This is a genomic window from Cohnella sp. OV330 (assembly GCF_900112065.1).
Classification (GTDB): Bacteria; Bacillota; Bacilli; order Paenibacillales; family Paenibacillaceae; genus Cohnella.
Genome location: NZ_FOKE01000015.1, coordinates 39,832 through 56,831, shown reverse-complemented (window position 1 = coordinate 56,831; position 17,000 = coordinate 39,832). Strand labels below are relative to the sequence as shown.

The 17,000-nt window shown below is 63.2% G+C and carries 16 protein-coding genes and 1 pseudogene; 5 read left to right on the top strand and 12 right to left on the bottom strand.

Translation table 11 applies throughout. The features are described from left to right. Positions 1–138: 138 nt before the first annotated feature. Positions 139–2,217 (bottom strand): EAL domain-containing protein, encoded by a 2,079-nt coding sequence (locus BM235_RS28265; RefSeq protein WP_090117617.1) that lies wholly within the window; start codon positions 2,215–2,217, stop codon positions 139–141. A 36-nt stretch (positions 2,218–2,253) separates the two neighbouring features. Then, positions 2,254–2,544 carry an STAS domain-containing protein gene (locus tag BM235_RS28260; RefSeq protein ID WP_090117616.1) on the bottom strand — a complete coding sequence of 97 codons (291 nt, stop codon included), beginning with the start codon at positions 2,542–2,544 and terminating at the stop codon, positions 2,254–2,256. 206 nt (positions 2,545–2,750) lie between these two features. Between BM235_RS28260 and BM235_RS28255 the strand changes: the two genes are divergently transcribed. Continuing rightward, positions 2,751–3,524 carry an exodeoxyribonuclease III gene (locus BM235_RS28255; RefSeq protein WP_090117615.1) on the top strand — a complete coding sequence of 258 codons (774 nt, stop codon included), beginning with the start codon at positions 2,751–2,753 and terminating at the stop codon, positions 3,522–3,524. Between the two features lie 16 nt (positions 3,525–3,540). On the opposite strand, the gene BM235_RS32880 is transcribed toward BM235_RS28255, so the two are convergent. Beyond that, on the bottom strand, positions 3,541–4,149 hold the full coding sequence (locus tag BM235_RS32880; protein ID WP_218161362.1) for a DUF4183 domain-containing protein: 609 nt from the start codon (positions 4,147–4,149) through the stop codon (positions 3,541–3,543). Between the two features lie 581 nt (positions 4,150–4,730). Here BM235_RS32880 and BM235_RS28245 point away from each other — a divergent pair. Next, positions 4,731–5,141, top strand: a complete 411-nt coding sequence (locus tag BM235_RS28245; protein WP_090117613.1) for a DUF4183 domain-containing protein — start codon at positions 4,731–4,733, stop codon at positions 5,139–5,141. Positions 5,142–5,255: 114 nt separating this feature from the next. On the opposite strand, the pseudogene BM235_RS28240 reads toward BM235_RS28245, so the two are convergent. Next, positions 5,256–5,598, bottom strand: a pseudogene (locus BM235_RS28240) (winged helix-turn-helix transcriptional regulator). A 219-nt stretch (positions 5,599–5,817) separates the two neighbouring features. Here BM235_RS28240 and BM235_RS28235 point away from each other — a divergent pair. Next, a complete protein-coding gene (locus BM235_RS28235) occupies positions 5,818–6,579 on the top strand; it encodes an SDR family NAD(P)-dependent oxidoreductase (protein ID WP_090117612.1) in 762 nt (253 codons plus the stop codon). An 84-nt stretch (positions 6,580–6,663) separates the two neighbouring features. Here BM235_RS28235 and BM235_RS32770 read toward each other — a convergent pair whose 3' ends face one another. From BM235_RS32770 to BM235_RS28210, 5 genes are all read right to left on the bottom strand, one after another. After that, positions 6,664–7,617: a stalk domain-containing protein gene (locus BM235_RS32770; RefSeq protein ID WP_090117611.1), complete on the bottom strand. Its 954-nt coding sequence runs from the start codon at positions 7,615–7,617 to the stop codon at positions 6,664–6,666. 67 nt (positions 7,618–7,684) lie between these two features. Further along, a complete protein-coding gene (gene hflC, locus BM235_RS28225) occupies positions 7,685–8,557 on the bottom strand; it encodes a protease modulator HflC (RefSeq protein ID WP_090117610.1) in 873 nt (290 codons plus the stop codon). Continuing rightward, a complete protein-coding gene (hflK, locus tag BM235_RS28220) occupies positions 8,554–9,603 on the bottom strand; it encodes an FtsH protease activity modulator HflK (RefSeq protein ID WP_090117609.1) in 1,050 nt (349 codons plus the stop codon). Before hflK ends, hflC begins: the two co-directional genes overlap by 4 nt. A gap of 220 nt (positions 9,604–9,823) precedes the next feature. After that, complete coding sequence (locus tag BM235_RS28215; protein ID WP_090117608.1) at positions 9,824–10,762, bottom strand: aldo/keto reductase; 939 nt, start codon at positions 10,760–10,762, stop codon at positions 9,824–9,826. Between the two features lie 18 nt (positions 10,763–10,780). After that, positions 10,781–11,779 (bottom strand): Gfo/Idh/MocA family protein, encoded by a 999-nt coding sequence (locus tag BM235_RS28210; RefSeq protein WP_090117607.1) that lies wholly within the window; start codon positions 11,777–11,779, stop codon positions 10,781–10,783. A 126-nt stretch (positions 11,780–11,905) separates the two neighbouring features. Here BM235_RS28210 and BM235_RS28205 point away from each other — a divergent pair, with 126 nt between their 5' ends. Continuing rightward, complete coding sequence (locus BM235_RS28205; protein ID WP_090117606.1) at positions 11,906–12,745, top strand: helix-turn-helix transcriptional regulator; 840 nt, start codon at positions 11,906–11,908, stop codon at positions 12,743–12,745. Between the two features lie 122 nt (positions 12,746–12,867). Here BM235_RS28205 and BM235_RS28200 read toward each other — a convergent pair whose 3' ends face one another. Then, positions 12,868–13,245: a winged helix-turn-helix transcriptional regulator gene (locus BM235_RS28200; protein WP_090117605.1), complete on the bottom strand. Its 378-nt coding sequence runs from the start codon at positions 13,243–13,245 to the stop codon at positions 12,868–12,870. Between the two features lie 116 nt (positions 13,246–13,361). On the opposite strand from BM235_RS28200, the gene BM235_RS28195 reads away from it, so the two are divergent. After that, complete coding sequence (locus tag BM235_RS28195) at positions 13,362–14,375, top strand: zinc-dependent alcohol dehydrogenase family protein (protein WP_090117604.1); 1,014 nt, start codon at positions 13,362–13,364, stop codon at positions 14,373–14,375. A 114-nt stretch (positions 14,376–14,489) separates the two neighbouring features. Here BM235_RS28195 and BM235_RS28190 read toward each other — a convergent pair whose 3' ends face one another. Together BM235_RS28190 and BM235_RS28185 are read right to left on the bottom strand one after the other, a co-directional pair. Then, positions 14,490–15,392 (bottom strand): aldo/keto reductase, encoded by a 903-nt coding sequence (locus BM235_RS28190; protein ID WP_090117603.1) that lies wholly within the window; start codon positions 15,390–15,392, stop codon positions 14,490–14,492. Between the two features lie 39 nt (positions 15,393–15,431). Beyond that, entirely contained in the window at positions 15,432–16,901 is a 1,470-nt protein-coding gene (locus BM235_RS28185; protein WP_090117602.1) for a carboxylesterase/lipase family protein, read from the bottom strand. Between the last annotated feature and the right edge of the window lie 99 nt (positions 16,902–17,000).

Below are 17,000 nucleotides of genomic sequence, written 5' to 3'. Positions count from 1 at the left end.
CCTGTAACCGCAGTTTTTGCGGTGACAGCCCCGTCACCCATACACTTCGTCTCAGTAACGTTGCTTTTCTCGCTTACAGCGCTGCGCCGCCGTCGCAGCGTTGAATTTCCTCGCTTACAACATCCGCAGTCGCCTCTCTCATCTTGCCGGCGCCAGGTAGCCGGCCTCCAGCTCCCCCGCCGGCATCGGCCGGTCGATATAGTAGCCCTGCGCGATGTCGCAGCGCAGCTCCCGCAGGCGCGCCATCTGCGCGTGCGTCTCCACGCCTTCGGCGATGACGCGGAGCTCCATTCCCTGCGCCATCTGGATGATCGCCCGCGTGAGCGCCTCGCTTTTCGGGTCCGTGGTCAGCTCGGCCAGGAAGCTCTTGTCGATCTTCAATATATCGATGGGCAGCTGCTTCAAATAGCCGAGCGCCGAGTAGCCTTTGCCGAAGTCGTCGATCGCGATGCGGAAGCCCGCCGCCTTCAGCTCGCGCAGCACGGCGATCACCGGCTCCATATCCGTGATGCCGAAGCTCTCCGTGATCTCGAGCACGAGCTGACGCGGGTCGCAGCCCGCCTCGCGAACGATGCCGCGGATCGTCTCCGCCAGGTCCGGCGCCATGAACTGTCTGCCGGACAAATTCACCGCGACCGCAGGCACCGTCCTCGACTCCCGGTCCCATTCGCCAAGCTGCCTGCATGCCTCCCCGAGCACCCAGCCCCCGATTTCCCGGATCAAGCCCGTCTCCTCCGCGATCGGGATGAACTCCGAGGGCGGGATCATGCCCAGTTCCGGATGCCGCCATCTCAGCAGCGACTCCATGCCCTCCAGCCTGCCGCTGACCAATCCGATCTGCGGCTGATAGACGAGCTGAAGCTCGCCGCGTTCGGCCGCGAACCGAAGCTCCCGCTCCAGGCGAAGCTTGCGCAGAAAAGCGCTGCTGATCCCCTCGTTGAACACCTGCGCGCCCGTGCCGAGCGACTTGGCCTCGTACATCGCCAGGTCCGCATGCCGCATCAGCGATTCCAGGTCTTTGCCGTGATCCGGATACAGGCTGATGCCGATGCTGGCCGTCATGTAGATCTCGTTGTCCGCCCCGTCGAACGGGCGCTCCATCAGCTCCGTGATCCGCCGCGCCGACTCCAGCGCTTCTTCGAGGCGCTTCAGGCTCCGAAGCACGACGATAAATTCGTCGCCGCCGAGCCGGGACACGACGTCCTCCGCGCGGACCGCCCGCTTCAGGCGCTCCCCCATTTGCCGCAGCACCTTGTCTCCCGCATCGTGGCCAAGCGAATCGTTGACGGACTTGAACCGGTCCAGGTCGATAAACAGCACGCCGAGCCGCTCTCCCTTTCTCCGGCAGCCTTCCATCACGTCCGGCAGCATCTCCTGCAGCAGCGTCCGGTTGGGCAGTCCGGTCAACGTATCGTAGTGGGCGAGATACTTCAGCTTGTCCTCCGACTGCTTGCGCTCGGTGATGTCCTTGAACATGCCGATGTAGTTCGTGACTTCGCCATGCTCGTCGCGCAGCGTCGTGATCGTGAGGAACTCGGGATAGAGCTCCCCGCCCTTGCGCCGGTTCCAGATCTCTCCTTGCCACCTGCCGGTGCCGCGGAGGCTCTCCCACATGCGATCGTAAAAGTCGCGCCCGTGCCTGCCGGACCGAAGCAACGCGGGCGTATGCCCGCAAGCCTCCTCCTCCGTATAGCCGGTGACTAAGGTGAAAGCCTGGTTGACGGATAAAATCTTGAGCGAGGTATCCGTAATCATGATCCCTTCGCTCGCGTGGCTGAACACCTGCGCGTGAAGCCTGAGCTTGGAGGCGGCGCTCTTGTACTCGCTCAGATCGAGGAACATCGCCATATAATTTTGAAGCTGCCCGGCCTCGTCCTTGACGGCGGAGATCGACAGCCATTGCGGGTAAACTTCGCCGTTTTTGCGGCGGTTCCAGATCTCGCCCTTCCATTTGCCGTCGAGATGAATCGCCGCCCACATCCGCGCGTAAAAATCGGGCGACTGGCAGTCGGACTTCAGCACGCTCGGCGTGAGCCCGACGACCTCGCTCTCGTCGTAGCCCGTAATTCTGGAGAAGGACGGATTCACTTGAATGATTCGGGCGTGCCCGTCCGTGATCATGATCGCTTCCTGCGAATCGCGGTAAATTCGGGCATAGAGGGGCCATAAGGACTCGTCATGCTTCATGCCGCCCGCCGATGCCAAATATCCGCTCATGCCAATGCCTCCCTGATGCCGCTTCCCAATGTGGTTTTAACGCGAGGCCAATCCGACTGCGCCGAGCTTCGGCCCCAGCCAAGCGCCCGCGTTTTTAATCTCGAAAGTCGCTCCGATGTCTGCGGACAGATTTCTCAAAGCCAGCAGCAGGCCGAGCCCCGAGCTGTCCAGATCCGCGACCTCGTCCATCCGAAGCAAGACGCCCAGGATCCCCGCCGTTAACTCAGGGAACAGCCTATGCCGGAGTTCGACCGCTTCGGCTACGCCGATCCTGCCCGACAGCACGACCGTGACCGTACCGTCCTCTCGCCTGATATCGCACTTCATGACGAACCTCCCGCGGGCGTCGACAGCCGTGTGACCCGAACCGACAGACACCGGCATAATTAGGTAACTTTTTCTTATATACACCCAGCCGGGAGCGCTGTATGTGACAAAAATCACACTCATGATTCTTCCAATCGACACGGGTCGGCGGCAGCAGGTAGAATTGTAGCAAGAGCATGATCGTTGAAAAAGAAGGAGTCGGAACGATGAAACTGGCGTCATGGAACGTGAACGGGCTGCGTGCCGCGGTGAATAAAGGGTTTGGCGAGTACTTCGAAGCGCTGGACGCGGACCTGTTCTGCGTGCAGGAGACCAAGCTTCAAGAGGGCCAGCTCAGCCTGGATCACGGAGAGCGGTACACCCAATACTGGAATTATGCGAAGCAAAAGGGTTACTCGGGCACCGCCGTGTTCACGAAGCGCAAGCCGCTGTCGGTGCGGTACGGGATCGAGGAGGATGCCGAAGAGGAGGGCCGGATTCTGACGCTGGAGTTCGAGGGGTTTTACCTGGTCAACGTATACACGCCGAACGCCCGCCGGGACCTGTCTCGGCTGGAGATGCGCATGACTTGGGAGGACCGCTTCCGCCGTTATCTGACGGAGCTGGACGCGGTCAAGCCCGTCGTCGTCTGCGGCGACCTGAACGTCGCGCACGAGGAGATCGATCTGAAAAACCCGAAGCCGAACCGCGGCAACGCGGGCTTCACGGACGAAGAGCGCGCTAAAATGAGCGAACTGCTGGAAGCGGGATTCATCGATACGTTCCGCCATCTGTACCCGGACCGGGCCGACGTGTACTCCTGGTGGTCATACATGCCAGGCGTCCGCGCGCGCAACGTCGGATGGCGCATCGACTACTTCCTCGCATCCGCGCGGCTCGCCCCCTTCGTGCGGGAAGCCTCGATCGACTGCGCCGTCATGGGCAGCGACCACTGCCCCGTGCTGCTGGAGCTGGACGATGCGGTCTGGGACGGCATCTGACAAAGCCGCCGCCTTGCTACGCCGTGATCTCGACGGAAAAGCTGACGATTTGCACCATCACGGGCGTGCCGGCCAACAGCGTCGATCCGTCGAGGTCGATCGTCACGGCCGTGGAGGTCAGCGCGTAGAGGTCCTGTTCCTGCGGCACGCCGTTTAGGTACAGCATGGAATAAGCGTTCGGGCCGAGTCCCTCGAAGCCCGCCGCAGGCGCGCCGTTGACCGTGAATTCGCCGGCGTCGATCGTGACCGGGCCGCCGCTCGTATCTTCTTGCATAAAAGCAAGATACAGCGCGCTGCTCGGAAGAACGGCGATGCCGGCGGGCAGCGGACCAGCGGGCCCGGGCGGACCGGCAGGGCCTGCCGGACCCGCGGCGCCTGTCTCTCCCATCGGCCCTGCGGGACCTGTCGCACCGGTTGCCCCGGTCGCACCGGTCGCACCCGCAGCGCCTTGAGGGCCTTCAGATCCTGCCGTGCCTGCCGGCCCCACCGGACCTGCCGGACCTGGCTGACCTATCGGCCCCGCAGGTCCCGTTGGCCCGGCCGGCCCAACCTCCCCCCGAACGCCTTGAACGCCCTGCGGTCCCAAATCCCCTTGCGGGCCTCGCCCGCCGAGCTGCCCTGGCAATCCGTGTGCTCCCGGCACCCCGGGAGTCCCCTGAACGCCGTGCGTGCCGCTTTCTCCCTGCGCCGGCCCCCGCCTGCCTCTGCCTTGCGCCGACCTCCGCCTGCCTCCGCACGGCGTTCGCGCCGCTTGCTTTCCAGGATCCGTGCCGTGCAGACACTTCGCGCCGTGCCTGTCTTTTTTGCGGCAAGGCCGCCCTGCCCTGTCCCTCTTGCCGCCGCACGCGCCGCGAGAGCGGAGGCGACGCCTTCTCCGTGAGGCGCGGCCGACCGCTTTCGTGACGCGCTTGCACCGGCTGCCTATCATCCCCATCGGAATCCCTCCTCCCGCTAATCGCCGCAGCGATATTGCTTTCGTCAGCGCTCAATATTACCCGCATCTTGCCGTTAAGCCTATCATATGCCGCGCCCGCCGATTCGCATTGGGCCGCTGGCCGGGTGGTCGCGCGATTCGCCTCTTTCCTTCGTCAAGTTGAGCCGGATGACGCAGTCGATGCGCCGTACCGCATCGGCTTGCAGAAGCATGTACTATATGGAGAGCCGAGGCTCCCAAGCAGTCCGCTCGGCACGGGGAGGTGAATGCGCATGCCCGTCATTAAACCGGTTATTGTCGCGGTCTCCAGCGCGCCGGTCTCCACCGGCGGCGTCATCGCGACGACCGTCAGCCCGACCGTGGCCCGTTTCTACGCCGCGATCACCGCCGCCATGATCGCTGGCGGCGTGACGACCATTCCCGCAGCCAGCTTTCTCGACGACGCCGACGCGCCTGTGGCCGCACTGCCCGTGCCGGCAGCCAACGGCTACTACAACGTCTACATTAACGGAATCCTGCAGCAGGGAGGCTTGTCTACGTTGACTGCCGTCAGCCTGGCGCTCGCTTCGGGGGATTTCGTGGAAGGCACGCCCGTCCTGCTTGAAGTAGGCACTTTCGGCGGCGACTCGACACTGACGACGCAGCCGACCATATCGGCGCCGACGATCACGATCATCTCCTGATCCAAAGCGCGCAAAAAAGGCCGGAGCCCTCAAGGGGCCGGCCTTCTTGCCTACATACAAAGTCGAGCGAACGGCTGCGTCCGACGGTGGTATTCCGCGCAGCCGAAGGAGCCGCTAGCGCTTCTCCTTGAAGTCCAGATGCATGTATCCCCATCCGCACATCGTGGTTAGTACTTGATCCAGCGTCTTGCCGTGATCGGACAGCGCATATTCGACCTTCGGCGGGATCTCCGCGTAGACCCGCCTGTCGATGAGGCCGTCGCGCTCCAGCTCCCGCAGCTGGGCTCGTCAGCATGCCTTGCGTGACGTCCGGCAGCCTTCTGCGCAGCTCCCCGAATCGCTTCGTGCCCTCCTCGAGCAGCAAAAACAAGATCAAAGGCTTCCACTTGCCCCCGATCGCGCGCAGCGTCGCCGATATACCGTCGGTGGCAACTTCGCGCCGCTTGTCGTCGGTCATCGTCGGCGCCCCTTTCTTTGCTTCCTTTGAACACGTCTTTTTTCCACTTTAACAGAGGACACGGAGGAGCGATAGGGGCCCGCCGAGCGAGCAGACTCCGGGTCAGTACGGTTTAACGGACTATGTACGAAAAAACGGCGTACTGTGCAGTCGGATGCGCGCGGTCCATAATGAAAGAGCCATCCGGATGAGCGACAGACGAAGGAGAGAACGCAACAGATGAACATTTCGTTAAAAGGCAAATCTGCCGTAGTCACGGGTGCGAGCCGCGGTATCGGACTGGCGTCCGCGAAGCTGCTGGCCGATTCGGGGGCCGGCGTCGTGGCTGTCGCCCGCAGCGCGTCGGACGAGTTGAGGACGCTCGCCGCGGCGTATGCCGTGCATCCGGTCGAAGCGAACGCGGCTACCAGCGAAGGGGCTAGAGCGGCTGTCGAAGCCGCAGTCTCGCGATATGGGAAACTGGATATTCTCGTCAACAACATCGGCGCCACGGACGCGCGCGCCGGGGAAGGCTTCCTGAAGCTGTCCGACGACGATTGGGCGGAGATGTTGGAGGTCAATCTGATGAGCGTCGTGCGGTCGACCCGCGCCGCTCTTCCGCACATGCCGGCGGGAGGCGCTATCGTCAATATTTCGTCGATGAACGCGGTCATGCCGAACGCACGCATCATCGCTTACAGCGCATCCAAGGCCGCGGTGACGAACCTGTCGAAAAATCTGGCGCTTGCCTACGCGCCCCAAGGCATACGCGTCAACACCGTGGCGCCGGGCCCGACGGAGACGGCGATGTGGGAGGGCCGCCTGCCCGCCGACGAGGAAGAAAAGGGCCGGATGGCCAAGGAAATCGGCATCGCGCTCGGCCGGTTCGCGCAACCGGAGGAGGTCGCGGAGCTCGTCGCTTTCCTCGCGTCCGACCGCGCTTCGATGATTACGGGCGCGGATTATATCATCGACGGCGGCTTGGTGAAGACGATTCACTAAAGGGCGCGGGCGCTGAACGCAAAAAGAAGGTGCAGCTACCTCAGAATATGAGGTACTGCACCTTCTTTTAAGGCTTCTTCGCTATCAGGGACTGATGAATTGCTGCGTCCAATAGCTGCGGTAGTCGGAGTCCGTATAATAGGCGTAACCGATGCCGATCTGGGCGTAGTCGCCCAGCATGTTGGCCAGATGTCCCGGACTCTGCTCCCAGCCGGCCACGACGGCCTCGGGCGTCTCGTGTCCCGCGGCGATATTCTCCGCCGCCGCCCGGTACGCGATCCCCTTGCCGCGCATCATCTCGAACGGATCGCCGTACGTCGGCGATTCGTGATCGAAGTATCCTTGCTCGCCCATATCCGCGGACTTCAGGCGCGCGACGAGCGACAGCGGCACGCTGAGCGCGAACGGCTTGGTCTTGCCGTGCCGCGCGCGCAGCTCGTTCGTCCGGAAGAAGACTTCGATCTCCTCGTTCGACAGCTGGAACAGCTCGCCCGCCAGCGCGTACTGCTTGAACGTCATCTCCGGCTCCGCGCCCGCGTCAGGCTGCGAGATGACGGCGGTCCTGGAAGCCTGCCGCCATTCGAGCGCATGCCCCGTCAGCTCCGCGCTCGCCCGCAGCGGAATCATCGTGCTGTCCGACAGGAGCTGCGCGGCCACGTCCAGCTTCACGACGTAATCGGACGTCTTGCCGGAAGCGTCCGTCATCGTCCGCTGAACGTACGGCGAGCCGATTTTCAGCTTCAGCACGGTCCCGCCGCCCTTCGCCTCCTGCATCGTCGCCGTCACGACTCGCGCGTCCGGGTCCCACGTCATGCGCGCGCCCATCGCTTCGAGCAGCGCGCGTGCGGGCACGAGCATGCGCCCGACCTTGATGACCGGCGCCGCCTCCGCGAAGACGACGGGCTTGCCGTCTACGATCGCGTTCGCGGCGGCCCCTGCCGCAGATACGGAACCAACGCTTCCGGGGGCCGGCGCAGCCAGCCCGATCGCCAGCAGCGGCGCCAGTCCCGCCTTGCTCATCCAACCGTATCGCCTCATCCGGATCGCCTCCCTCTATGGTGTCTATCTACCCGTTTGCTAGAAGGCCCTATCCCGGATCGCGCTTCTACCGCTCGCCCAGCAGAATCCGCGTATACGGCGAATCCGCGGGCAGCATGATGACCGGCTCGCCCTTGAACGTCGTCGTGTAGCTCTGCAGCGTGCGGTACAGCTTGTAAAACTTCGGATCCTTGCCGTACGCCTCATTGTAAATGCGCGCCGCTTCCTTCTCTCCCTCGGCCACGATCTTCTTGGCGTCCGCCTCGGCCTGCGCGATCAGCTCTTGCGCCTGACGGTCCGCGTTGGAGGTAACCTTGCGCGATTGCTCGTCGCCCTCGGACAGGTAGCCGGCCGCGATCGACTGGCGATCCGAGATCATGCGGTTATACACGCTCTGCTTGTTCTCCTCGGGCAGGTCCGTCTTCTTGATGCGCACGTCGATGATCTCGATGCCGTAGCTCTGATTTTCCGCGACGTCCCGGACGATCTGGGTGATCTCGTCGTTGATGTCGCCCCGCGACGTCGTCTCGCTGATGATGCTGCCGTATTCGATCTCGGACAGCTTGCGCCGAACCGCATTATAGACGGCATCGCCGATGCGCCCCTCGGCCGCCGACACGGTCTGCAGCGAGCGCAGGAAGCGGTGCGGGTCGTCGATGCGCCAAACCGAATAGTTGTCGACGATGATCGGCTTCTTGTCCTTGGTCAGGATCGTCGTCGGCTGGCTGTCGTAGATGCGTTGGTACTTGGGGAGCGTGCGCACGGATTCGATGAACGGGATTTTAAAATGAATGCCTGGCGACTGATGGATGCGCGTCGCCTCGCCGAATTTGAGCACGACCTTGTACTGTCCCTCGCCGACGACGAACATGGAGCCGGAGAGGAGGATGATGAGCAATAGCGCGCCTGCGCCGGTCAAGATCCATTTGCGGGTATTCATTGTCCGGCACCTCCCTGAGCTGCATTAGGCTGTGTCGTCGTACCGCTCGGAGTGGTCGTCTTCGCGCCGCTATTCTTGAGGAAACTGTCCAGCGGCAGGTAGTTCACCGTGTCTCCGCTCCCGTCGGTCACGATGACCTTCGCGTTCGGCAGAATCTGCTCGAGCGTCTCGAGCACGAGGCGGTCGGCGGTGACTTCCGGATTTTTAGCATATTCATTGTAAACGGCATTAAATTGCGCGACGTCGCCCTGCGCGTTCAGGATCCGCGACTTCTTCTGCGCCTCCGCCTGCTCGATGAGCGCCTGCGCCTCGCCCCGTGCCTTGGGCAGCCGGTCGTTCACGTACTTTTGCGCCTGGTTGATCTTCGTGTTCTTCTCCTCGCGCGCGTTGGTGACTTCCTTGAACGCCGTCTGAACCTGGCCCTCGGGCGGCTCGATGTCCTGGAACTTCAGGTCGATGATCTGGATGCCCGTGCCATACTTCTCCTGAATCTCTTCGAGCTTCTTTTTGACGTCGGTCTGGATGACCGTCTTGCCTTCGGTAATCGCGTAGTCCAGCTTGGTCGCGCCCATGACCGAACGGATCGCCGCGCTGGCCGAGTTCCTGAGGAACTGTTCCGGATCGTCGATGTTGTACAAATAGTCGCGGATATTAGCCACCTTCCACTCGATGACGGCGTCCGCGGACACGATGTTCTCGTCGCCCGTAATCATGAGCGCCTCGGACTCGACCGGCGTCACCTTGCCGCCGCTGTCCTCGCGGTAGCCGATATGCAGCTTCTGCGTCAGGTTGGCCGGCACCTTCACGACCCGCTGGATCGGCGAAGGCAGCTTGAAGTGCAGGCCCGACTTCTCCTGCGTCGCCGTGTATTTGCCGAACGTCAAGATCGCCGCCTGCTCCTGCTCCTGCACCGTGTAAAACGTCGTCGAGCCGATCCAGATCACGATGACCGCCGCGATGCCGATGGCGATGAGCCGCCAAGTTCGCTTGGGCAGCTTGGGCATCTGGTAAACCTTTTGCGTATTGCCGCCTTGAAAGACTTCCATGCGCAATCCCCTCCCATAGGTGTGTAGGAGTACATACGCCGAAAGACGTAAGCGGTTGCTAAGGATTGCGGGGCCGGCTGAAGTTATTGGAGTGGGAGCGGCTCGGAAATGCGCTTGGCGGGGTGTTACGGCGGAATAGCGATGTGGAGCAACCTTATTTACATAAAAACCAAGCATCCTGGCGGATGCTTGGTCCCACACCTATTATCCGAGCTAACCCTCAGACCGTCTCTCGCTTCAGATCGAGCCAATCCATCTCTTCCCTCGTCAGCGCGAGACGCATCGCTTCGTCGCACGAGCGGAGCTCCTCCGCGTTACGGGCGCCGATGAGCGCGCAGGCGGGGAATGGCTGGTTCAGCACGTAGGCAAGCGCGATCTGGATCGCGGTCACGCCCTTGTCGGCGGCGAGCCGTTCGGCGCGCGCGAGACGCTCCCAGTTGTCGTCGCTGTAGAATACGCGCACCAGGTCGGCGTCGCTCCGGTCGTCCGGCGAGAAGCGTCCGGTGAAGAAGCCGCGCGCCTGCGACGACCAGGAGAGCAGCGGAAGCTGGTGCTTCTCGTGCCAATCGATGGTCGCTTGATCCGCGGAGACCGCGTCCTTCCAATACGGCTCCTTGGCCTTCGCGAGACTCAGGTTCGGGCTGCTGAAGGTGAAGCCGACAAGGCCGTGCGCCGCGGCGTACTCGTTGGCCTCCTGAAGCCGCTGCCACGTCCAGTTGGAGCCGCCGATCGCCCCGATCGCGCCGGATTCGATATGCGCGTTCAGCGCTTCGACGATGACGCCGACATGGACGTCCGGATCGTCGCGATGCAGCGCGTACAGCTCGATGTGATCCGTCCGCAGCCGCTCGAGGCTTACTTGCAGATCGTCGGCGATCGCCTGCTTGTTCACGCGCGGGCCGTCCTTGTCATGGTGCGCGCCCTTGGTCAGGATCGCGATCCGGTCCCGGTTGCCTCGCTCCTCCATATACCTGCCGAGCACTTCTTCGCTCTGCCCGCCGCAGTAGATGTGCGCGCTGTCGACGGCGTTGCCGCCGAGCGCCAGATAGGCGTCCATATTGGTCGCCGCCAGCTCGTACGAGTGGTGGTAAAAGTAGTCGGTTCCCTTGATCAGGCGGGACACGGGCAAGCGCGATCCCGGAATGTCGATGTAATCCATGCGTGCAGCCTCCTTCGATTAAATGACGATGCGCGCGCGTTCGGATGCCGACCGCAGCACCGCGTCGATGACCTTCATGTTGCGCACCGCGTCCTCCGGTTCGAACGCCGGCGCCTCGCCGTCCAGTACCGTCCTGGCAAATTCGTCGCCTTGCAGCGCATATTGGTTGCCGCGCGGCACCTCGATCTCCCGTCTGCCGTCTTTGGAGACGACGAAGAAGTTGTATCCGCCGTCCGGTCCCGAGACGAAAGCCGACGGCACTTCAATGCTCGCCTTGGTGCCCAGCACCTCGAGCGTATTGCGCGAGGACGCCCACATGCCGCAGTCGAAGGTCAGCGCCGCGCCGCCCGCGAACTCGACCAGACCGGACGCCATCATATCGACGCCGTCGTGCTCGGGCGAAAAGAAAGCGTGCGCCGTCGCCGCCTCCGGCTCCTGCCCGAGAATGAGCCGCGCCGCACTGATCGGATAGCAGCCGACGTCGTAGACCGAACCGCCTCCCCAGTCGCGCCGGTAGCGGATATTCGTATGGTTCGCCGCGTTGTTGAATGTAAAGGTGCCGTGAATCCCCCGTACTTCGCCGATCTCGCCGGATTCGACCATTTGCCGGATCAGCCGGTAGCGCGGATGATGACGGTACATGAACGCCTCCGCCAGATGAACGCCCTTGTCTTGGCAAGCTTCGACCATGCGCGCGGCTTCGGCCGCGTCCAGCGCGATCGGCTTTTCGCAAAGGATGTGCTTGCCCGCCTCCGCGGCGCGGATCGTCCACGGCAGATGCAGATGATTCGGCAGCGGTATGTAGACCGCGTCGATCGTATCGTCCGCGAGCAGCGCCTCGTAGCTGCCGTAGGCGCGCTCGATGCCGAGTCGCTCGGCCGTTTCCTTTGCTTTGTCCGCATCCCGGCTCGCGATGGCCGCCACGACGTTCCGCTCCGACTGCTGCAAACCGGGAATAACCGCGCGAACCGCGATGCCCGCGCACCCTAGAATGCCCCATCTCAACTTGCGTTCCATTTGACCGCAGCCTCCTTGCCTATACTTGATTGATAAGATATTGTCAGTATAATAACAACCAAATAAAATGAAAATGACAGCTTATTGGCCATCATTAAAACAATATTGTCGCAGAGGAGACGGACTGTGAGAAGACAAGCGCATCTGCTGACGCTAGCCGGCAGCCCGTATCTCGTCATGCCTGAATCGGTGGGCGCCTACCGCGATTTTCCCGACCATTCGGTGCTGCGGGAGGCCGGCGTGCTCAACAATTTCAACATCCATTATGTCGCGGGAGGCAAAGGCTACGCGGAGACCGAGACGGGCGTGCACGAGCTGCGGGCCGGCGATGCCGTCCTGTATTTCCCGCTGCAGCGACAGCGCTACTATAGCAGCGAGGACGAGCCGTGGGACGTGCGGTGGGTTCACTTTTACGGGGAAGAGCTGCGCGACTATCTCGTGCGCCTTGGCTTCCATCAGTCGGCGGTATGGTCCCTCCGGCAAAGGGAGGCTTGGGAATCCGCCCATCTGGCGCTGCTTGAGGAGGCGGAGGCGCATCAACTGCTGCGTCCGGTGCGCTTGTCCATGCTGACCTACGCCCTCTTCTCGGAATTCGTGCAGCAGGCCGTCCCGGTCTCCGACGTCAAGTCGGCGGGCACCGGCCGCCGTATTCTGGACCTGCTGCCCGACATGCAGCGGGAGGCTTGCGCGCCCTTCGTTCTCGAGGATTGGGCGGCGCGCGCGGGCGTGAGCCGTCATTATTTTTGCAAGCTGTTCCGGCAGGCGATGGGCTTCTCGCCCATGGACTTCGTCACCCGCTGCCGGCTCCAGGCGGCCAAGCAGTGGCTGCTCGAGCACCCTGCGCTGCCCGTCGGGCGCATCGCGGAGGACGCCGGGTATCCGAGCGCGAGCTACTTTAACAAGCGTTTCAGCGAGCATGAAGGCGTCACGCCGACGGAGTATCGGCGGCTGTTCGGGAAGGCTTAGGAGGATCGCAAGGATCGCAGCCCCGATGTATGCCCAAGCTGCAACGCACAAAGGCCGGAAGCCCCAACGAGGCGTTCCGGCCTTTTTTGCGCAGAAGCAGTACGAGAACCTCTTCCTGTTCGTCAGCCGTGCGAGGCGTCTTGGTGCAAGGCATCGTACGCTTCCCGCGCCTCGCTTACGGACGCATAGTGTGCCGAAGACCATTCCTTCAGCATCCGCAAAAAGGGAAGAAGCGTCATTCCTAGCGGCGTCAGCGCGTATTCCACGACGGGCGGGACGACAGGCGTTACTTTTCGAACGACAAGGCCGTCGCGCTCCAGCTGCTTCAGCGTCTGGGTCAACATTTTCTGCGAAATGTCCGCGATCCGGCTCTTGATCGAGCCATACCGGATCGTTCCGTCTTCCAGGGCGTAGATGACGAGCGCCGTCCATTTGTTCGAGACGATCTCCAGCACCCGCCTGTAGCTGCATTCCACGATCGAGATATCGGGCTCCCTCACGCCGCTGCCTCCTTTACGCACCCTGAGGTTCGCATACCACGTCAAAGTGCCTTCTTACTTAATTTTAGTAAATCAATTATGGTATGTCTATTCCCATCTCAAGGAGAGTGGCATTCATGAAAGCATATGTCGTTCGAGGCGGCTTCGGCCTTGATCATGTCGTACAGGTCGACCGTCCGATTCCCGAGCCGGGTCCGGGCCAGGCGCTCGTCCGGCTCAAGGCCTTGTCCTTGAATTCCCGCGATATCGGCGTCATCGAGGGCTTCTACAATCCCGAACGCACCGAAGGCCTGATTCCCGTATCCGACGGCGTCGGCGAGATCGTCGCCTTGGGCGAAGGGGCGGCCCGGTTCAAGCTCGGCGACCGCGTTTGCGGCATCTTTACGCAGAGCTGGATCGACGGCGAGCCTACGCCGGCGAACTGGACGTCGACGCTCGGCAGTCCGCTGGACGGCCTTCTGGCCGAGTACGCGGTGCTGCCGGAGGAAGGGCTCGTCCGCGTCCCCGATCATCTGAGCGACGCGGAAGCCGCGACATTGCCGTGCGCGGCCGTCACCGCCTGGCATGCCGTCGTCGAGGAAGGACAGGTACGCGCCGGCGACACGGTCGTCGTGCAGGGCACGGGAGGCGTCTCCATGTTCGCGCTGCAATTCGCCAAGCTTCAGGGCGCGCAGGTCATCGTCACCTCCGGCAGCGGCGAAAAGCTTGAACGCGCGTTGGCGATGGGCGCCGATCACGGCATTCATTATACGGAAAACGCGGATTGGGAAAACGCGGTGCTGGCTTATACGCAAGGGCGCGGCGCGGACCATATCGTCGACGTGGGCGGCGCGGCAACGCTGAACCGGTCGGTAGCGGCGCTGAGGGTCGGAGGCAGGATCAGCATCGTCGGCTTGCTGTCCGGCGCGGCCGTCGAAGATTTCGCGATCGTCCCCGCCATTCTAAAGAAGGCCAGGCTGCAAGCGATAAACGTCGGCAGCCGCGCGATGTTCGAATCGATGAACCGCGCGATCGCACATAACGGGCTGCGTCCGGCCATCGATAGCGTATTCCCGTTCGCCGAGGCGGTCGACGCGCTTCGGCGCTTGAAAACGGGATCGTACTTCGGGAAGATCTGCATTACGCTTTAAAGAATGCCGTAAGCATGGGAGTCGCTTCTTTAGAGCGCAGCGGCGAGTTGCCGCCGATCCCGGCTGGGGAGGCACGGTCATACCGCAAGCGTCAGTCCGCAGCCCCCGCCGGGATCAGCGATGCAGCGCGTAGCGGTTCGCCTTGCTCGCACCGCGGATCGCTACGAGCTCCGCGTCCGAGAGCGGCGGCACCTCGGCGGCCGCGAGATTTTGCATCAGCTGCTCGCGGCTGCTGGCTCCCGGGATCGCCGCGGCGACCGCCGGATGCCCGAGCGAGTAGCGGATCGCGAGCTGCGAGAGGCTGCGCGCCGGCGTCGTCAGCCGCTGCAGCTCGCTCCGCAGCGTGACGAGCTCGTCCAGCTCGTAATCGAGCACGCCTTTCGCCGGCTCGCGTCCGTCCGCCAGCGCCCCGCTCGCGACGGGTCCGCGCGCGATGACGCTGATCCCCTTCTCCTCCAGGAGCGGAAGCACCGTCTCTTCGGCCCGGCGGTCGACGATGCTGTATTGGTTCATGACGCTCGCGATCCCCGAGCGCGCGGCATACTCGCGGATGACGTTCGGCCGGATCGAGGAGATGCCGTACGCCCGGATGACGCCCTCGCGCTTCAACTGCTCGAACGCCTCGATCGTGTCGTCGATCGGATCGTCCAGCGTGCCGCCATGCAGCTGATACAGGTCGATGTAGTCGGTGCCGAGCCGCTTCAAGCTATCCCGGACCGCCGACAGGATGTACGCCTTGGAAGCGTCCCACGTCCAGCCTTCTTGGCCCGGTATGCGCCGGTTGCCCACCTTGGTGGCCAACACGACCTGTTCGCGCTTGCCCTTGATCGCCTTGCCCACCAGCTCCTCGTTGCGTCCGCCGTCGTACAAATCCGCCGTATCCAGCAGCGTGACGCCCCGGTCGAGCGCCTCCCCGACCAATGCGACCGCCTTGGTCTCCTCCGTGCCCAGCGACATGCAGCCGAGGCCGATCTCGCCGACGTACAGCTCGGAAGCGCCCAATCGATTTTTCTTCATAAGTCCGATCCCCTCTCTTCGTTCAAATGCAAAGCCTGCCTACAAGCCGAGCAGCGCGCGCTTGCCCGCGGCCGGATCCGACACGGCCTCCGGCGCGTCGACCGCCCCGAAGATCATCGTCATCCGCTCCGGCTCCCCATAGGGCGGCCACGCCAGCTTCGCCGTATCCGGCGATCCCGCCTTCGCAAATGCAAGCCACGCCGCCTGCATCTCCCCGGCCAGCCGCCTAGCGTCCGGATCCAGCGTCGCGCCAAGCTGCCGCTCCAGCACCTGCAAATTGCCGAAAACAAACACGATCTCGCGCGTGTGCACCGCCCGCGCCAGCGACGGATGAAGGGTCGAAGTCCAATCGAACCGGTACATCCATACCGGCGCATGGCGGGCCTGCGCATGGGCGAGCCGGACCGCGGCGCGCCAGAAAAACAAATCCGTCATGATGTCCGCCTGCCCTTGGGCCGTATGCGGATACGTACGCACGAGCGATGCCGCGTCGGCGATGTCCGTCATGAGCTCGACGCCGAGAATCGCGCCCTCCAGAGGCATTGGCGCGGACCCTGGACGGATGAAGTATTCGCCTTCGTCCTTGTTCGTGCCGACGAGCAGCGACACGCCGCTCGCGATGCCCGTTCGAACCGCCTCGAGCGGCTCGACCGGCAGCGTGGCCGCTTCGACGACCGGCTGAAAGAGCATCGCCGGCCCGCCGCCCAGCATCCGCCCCATCTCCTCGGCCGCCTGCATGATTGCGGACGCGGGAAGCGTCTTCAGCAGATGCGCATCGGACCGTTCGATGCCGAGCAGCAGCAGGATGCCCGCCACGACCTGCTCGGCTTGCTCTTCCGGCAGCGTCTGCGCGGCCCCGCTCTGCAGGATCGCCCGCGCGAACAGTCCCTTCGCGTCGGGCATCGCGAGCAGCGCGGCGATGCTCATCGCGCCGGCCGACTCGCCGAACACGGTGACCTGCGCAGGATCTCCGCCGAACGCGGCAATCTCGGCGCGGATCCAGTTCAGCGCCGCGATCTGGTCGAGCAGCCCCGCATTGGAGACGAAGCCCTCTCCGAGCGGCGCGAGGTGAAGAAATCCTAAGGGGCCGAGCCGATAATTGACCGTAACGGCGATCACGCCCTGGCGGGCGAAGTTTGCGCCGTCGTAGGCCGGATCTGCGCCGGTGCCTGTAACGAAAGCGCCGCCGTGAATCCAGACCATGACGGGCAGCGGCTTTTTGGTTCGTTTGGCTGGCGCCCATATATTTAAATACAAACAATCCTCGCCAGGAGGCGGCACGTCCGCCGGAAGACCGTACTTCTCCGCGGTTTCCCCGGGCTGCAGGCACGGCGGGCCGAACGTTTTGGCCGGCCTGACGCCTTCCCAAGACGCCGGCCGTTCAGGCGCCGCGAATCGCCGTTCTCCGGCCGGCGGCCTCGCGTACGGAATCCCCTTCCACGTTCTCGCGCCGTTCTCCGCCTGTCCTTCCAACCATCCCGAGCTTGTCTTGATTCGCAAGTCGTCCACGGGCGCGCACCCTTTCCTATCAACCTTTCCTTATCTTATTATCAACGCTGGCGAAGTGATTTTCCAGTCGCTGGCCCAAGCCGATGACGGCGAACTTCA

Coding starts and splice junctions, on each gene's coding strand:
- BM235_RS28265 (WP_090117617.1), bottom strand. CDS start 2,217: ATGAGCGGATATTTGGCATCGGCGGGCGGCATGAAGCATGACGAGTCC.
- BM235_RS28260 (WP_090117616.1), bottom strand. CDS start 2,544: ATGAAGTGCGATATCAGGCGAGAGGACGGTACGGTCACGGTCGTGCTG.
- BM235_RS28255 (WP_090117615.1), top strand. CDS start 2,751: ATGAAACTGGCGTCATGGAACGTGAACGGGCTGCGTGCCGCGGTGAAT.
- BM235_RS28245 (WP_090117613.1), top strand. CDS start 4,731: ATGCCCGTCATTAAACCGGTTATTGTCGCGGTCTCCAGCGCGCCGGTC.
- BM235_RS28235 (WP_090117612.1), top strand. CDS start 5,818: ATGAACATTTCGTTAAAAGGCAAATCTGCCGTAGTCACGGGTGCGAGC.
- BM235_RS32770 (WP_090117611.1), bottom strand. CDS start 7,617: ATGAGGCGATACGGTTGGATGAGCAAGGCGGGACTGGCGCCGCTGCTG.
- hflC (WP_090117610.1), bottom strand. CDS start 8,557: ATGAATACCCGCAAATGGATCTTGACCGGCGCAGGCGCGCTATTGCTC.
- hflK (WP_090117609.1), bottom strand. CDS start 9,603: ATGGAAGTCTTTCAAGGCGGCAATACGCAAAAGGTTTACCAGATGCCC.
- BM235_RS28215 (WP_090117608.1), bottom strand. CDS start 10,762: ATGGATTACATCGACATTCCGGGATCGCGCTTGCCCGTGTCCCGCCTG.
- BM235_RS28210 (WP_090117607.1), bottom strand. CDS start 11,779: ATGGAACGCAAGTTGAGATGGGGCATTCTAGGGTGCGCGGGCATCGCG.
- BM235_RS28195 (WP_090117604.1), top strand. CDS start 13,362: ATGAAAGCATATGTCGTTCGAGGCGGCTTCGGCCTTGATCATGTCGTA.
- BM235_RS28190 (WP_090117603.1), bottom strand. CDS start 15,392: ATGAAGAAAAATCGATTGGGCGCTTCCGAGCTGTACGTCGGCGAGATC.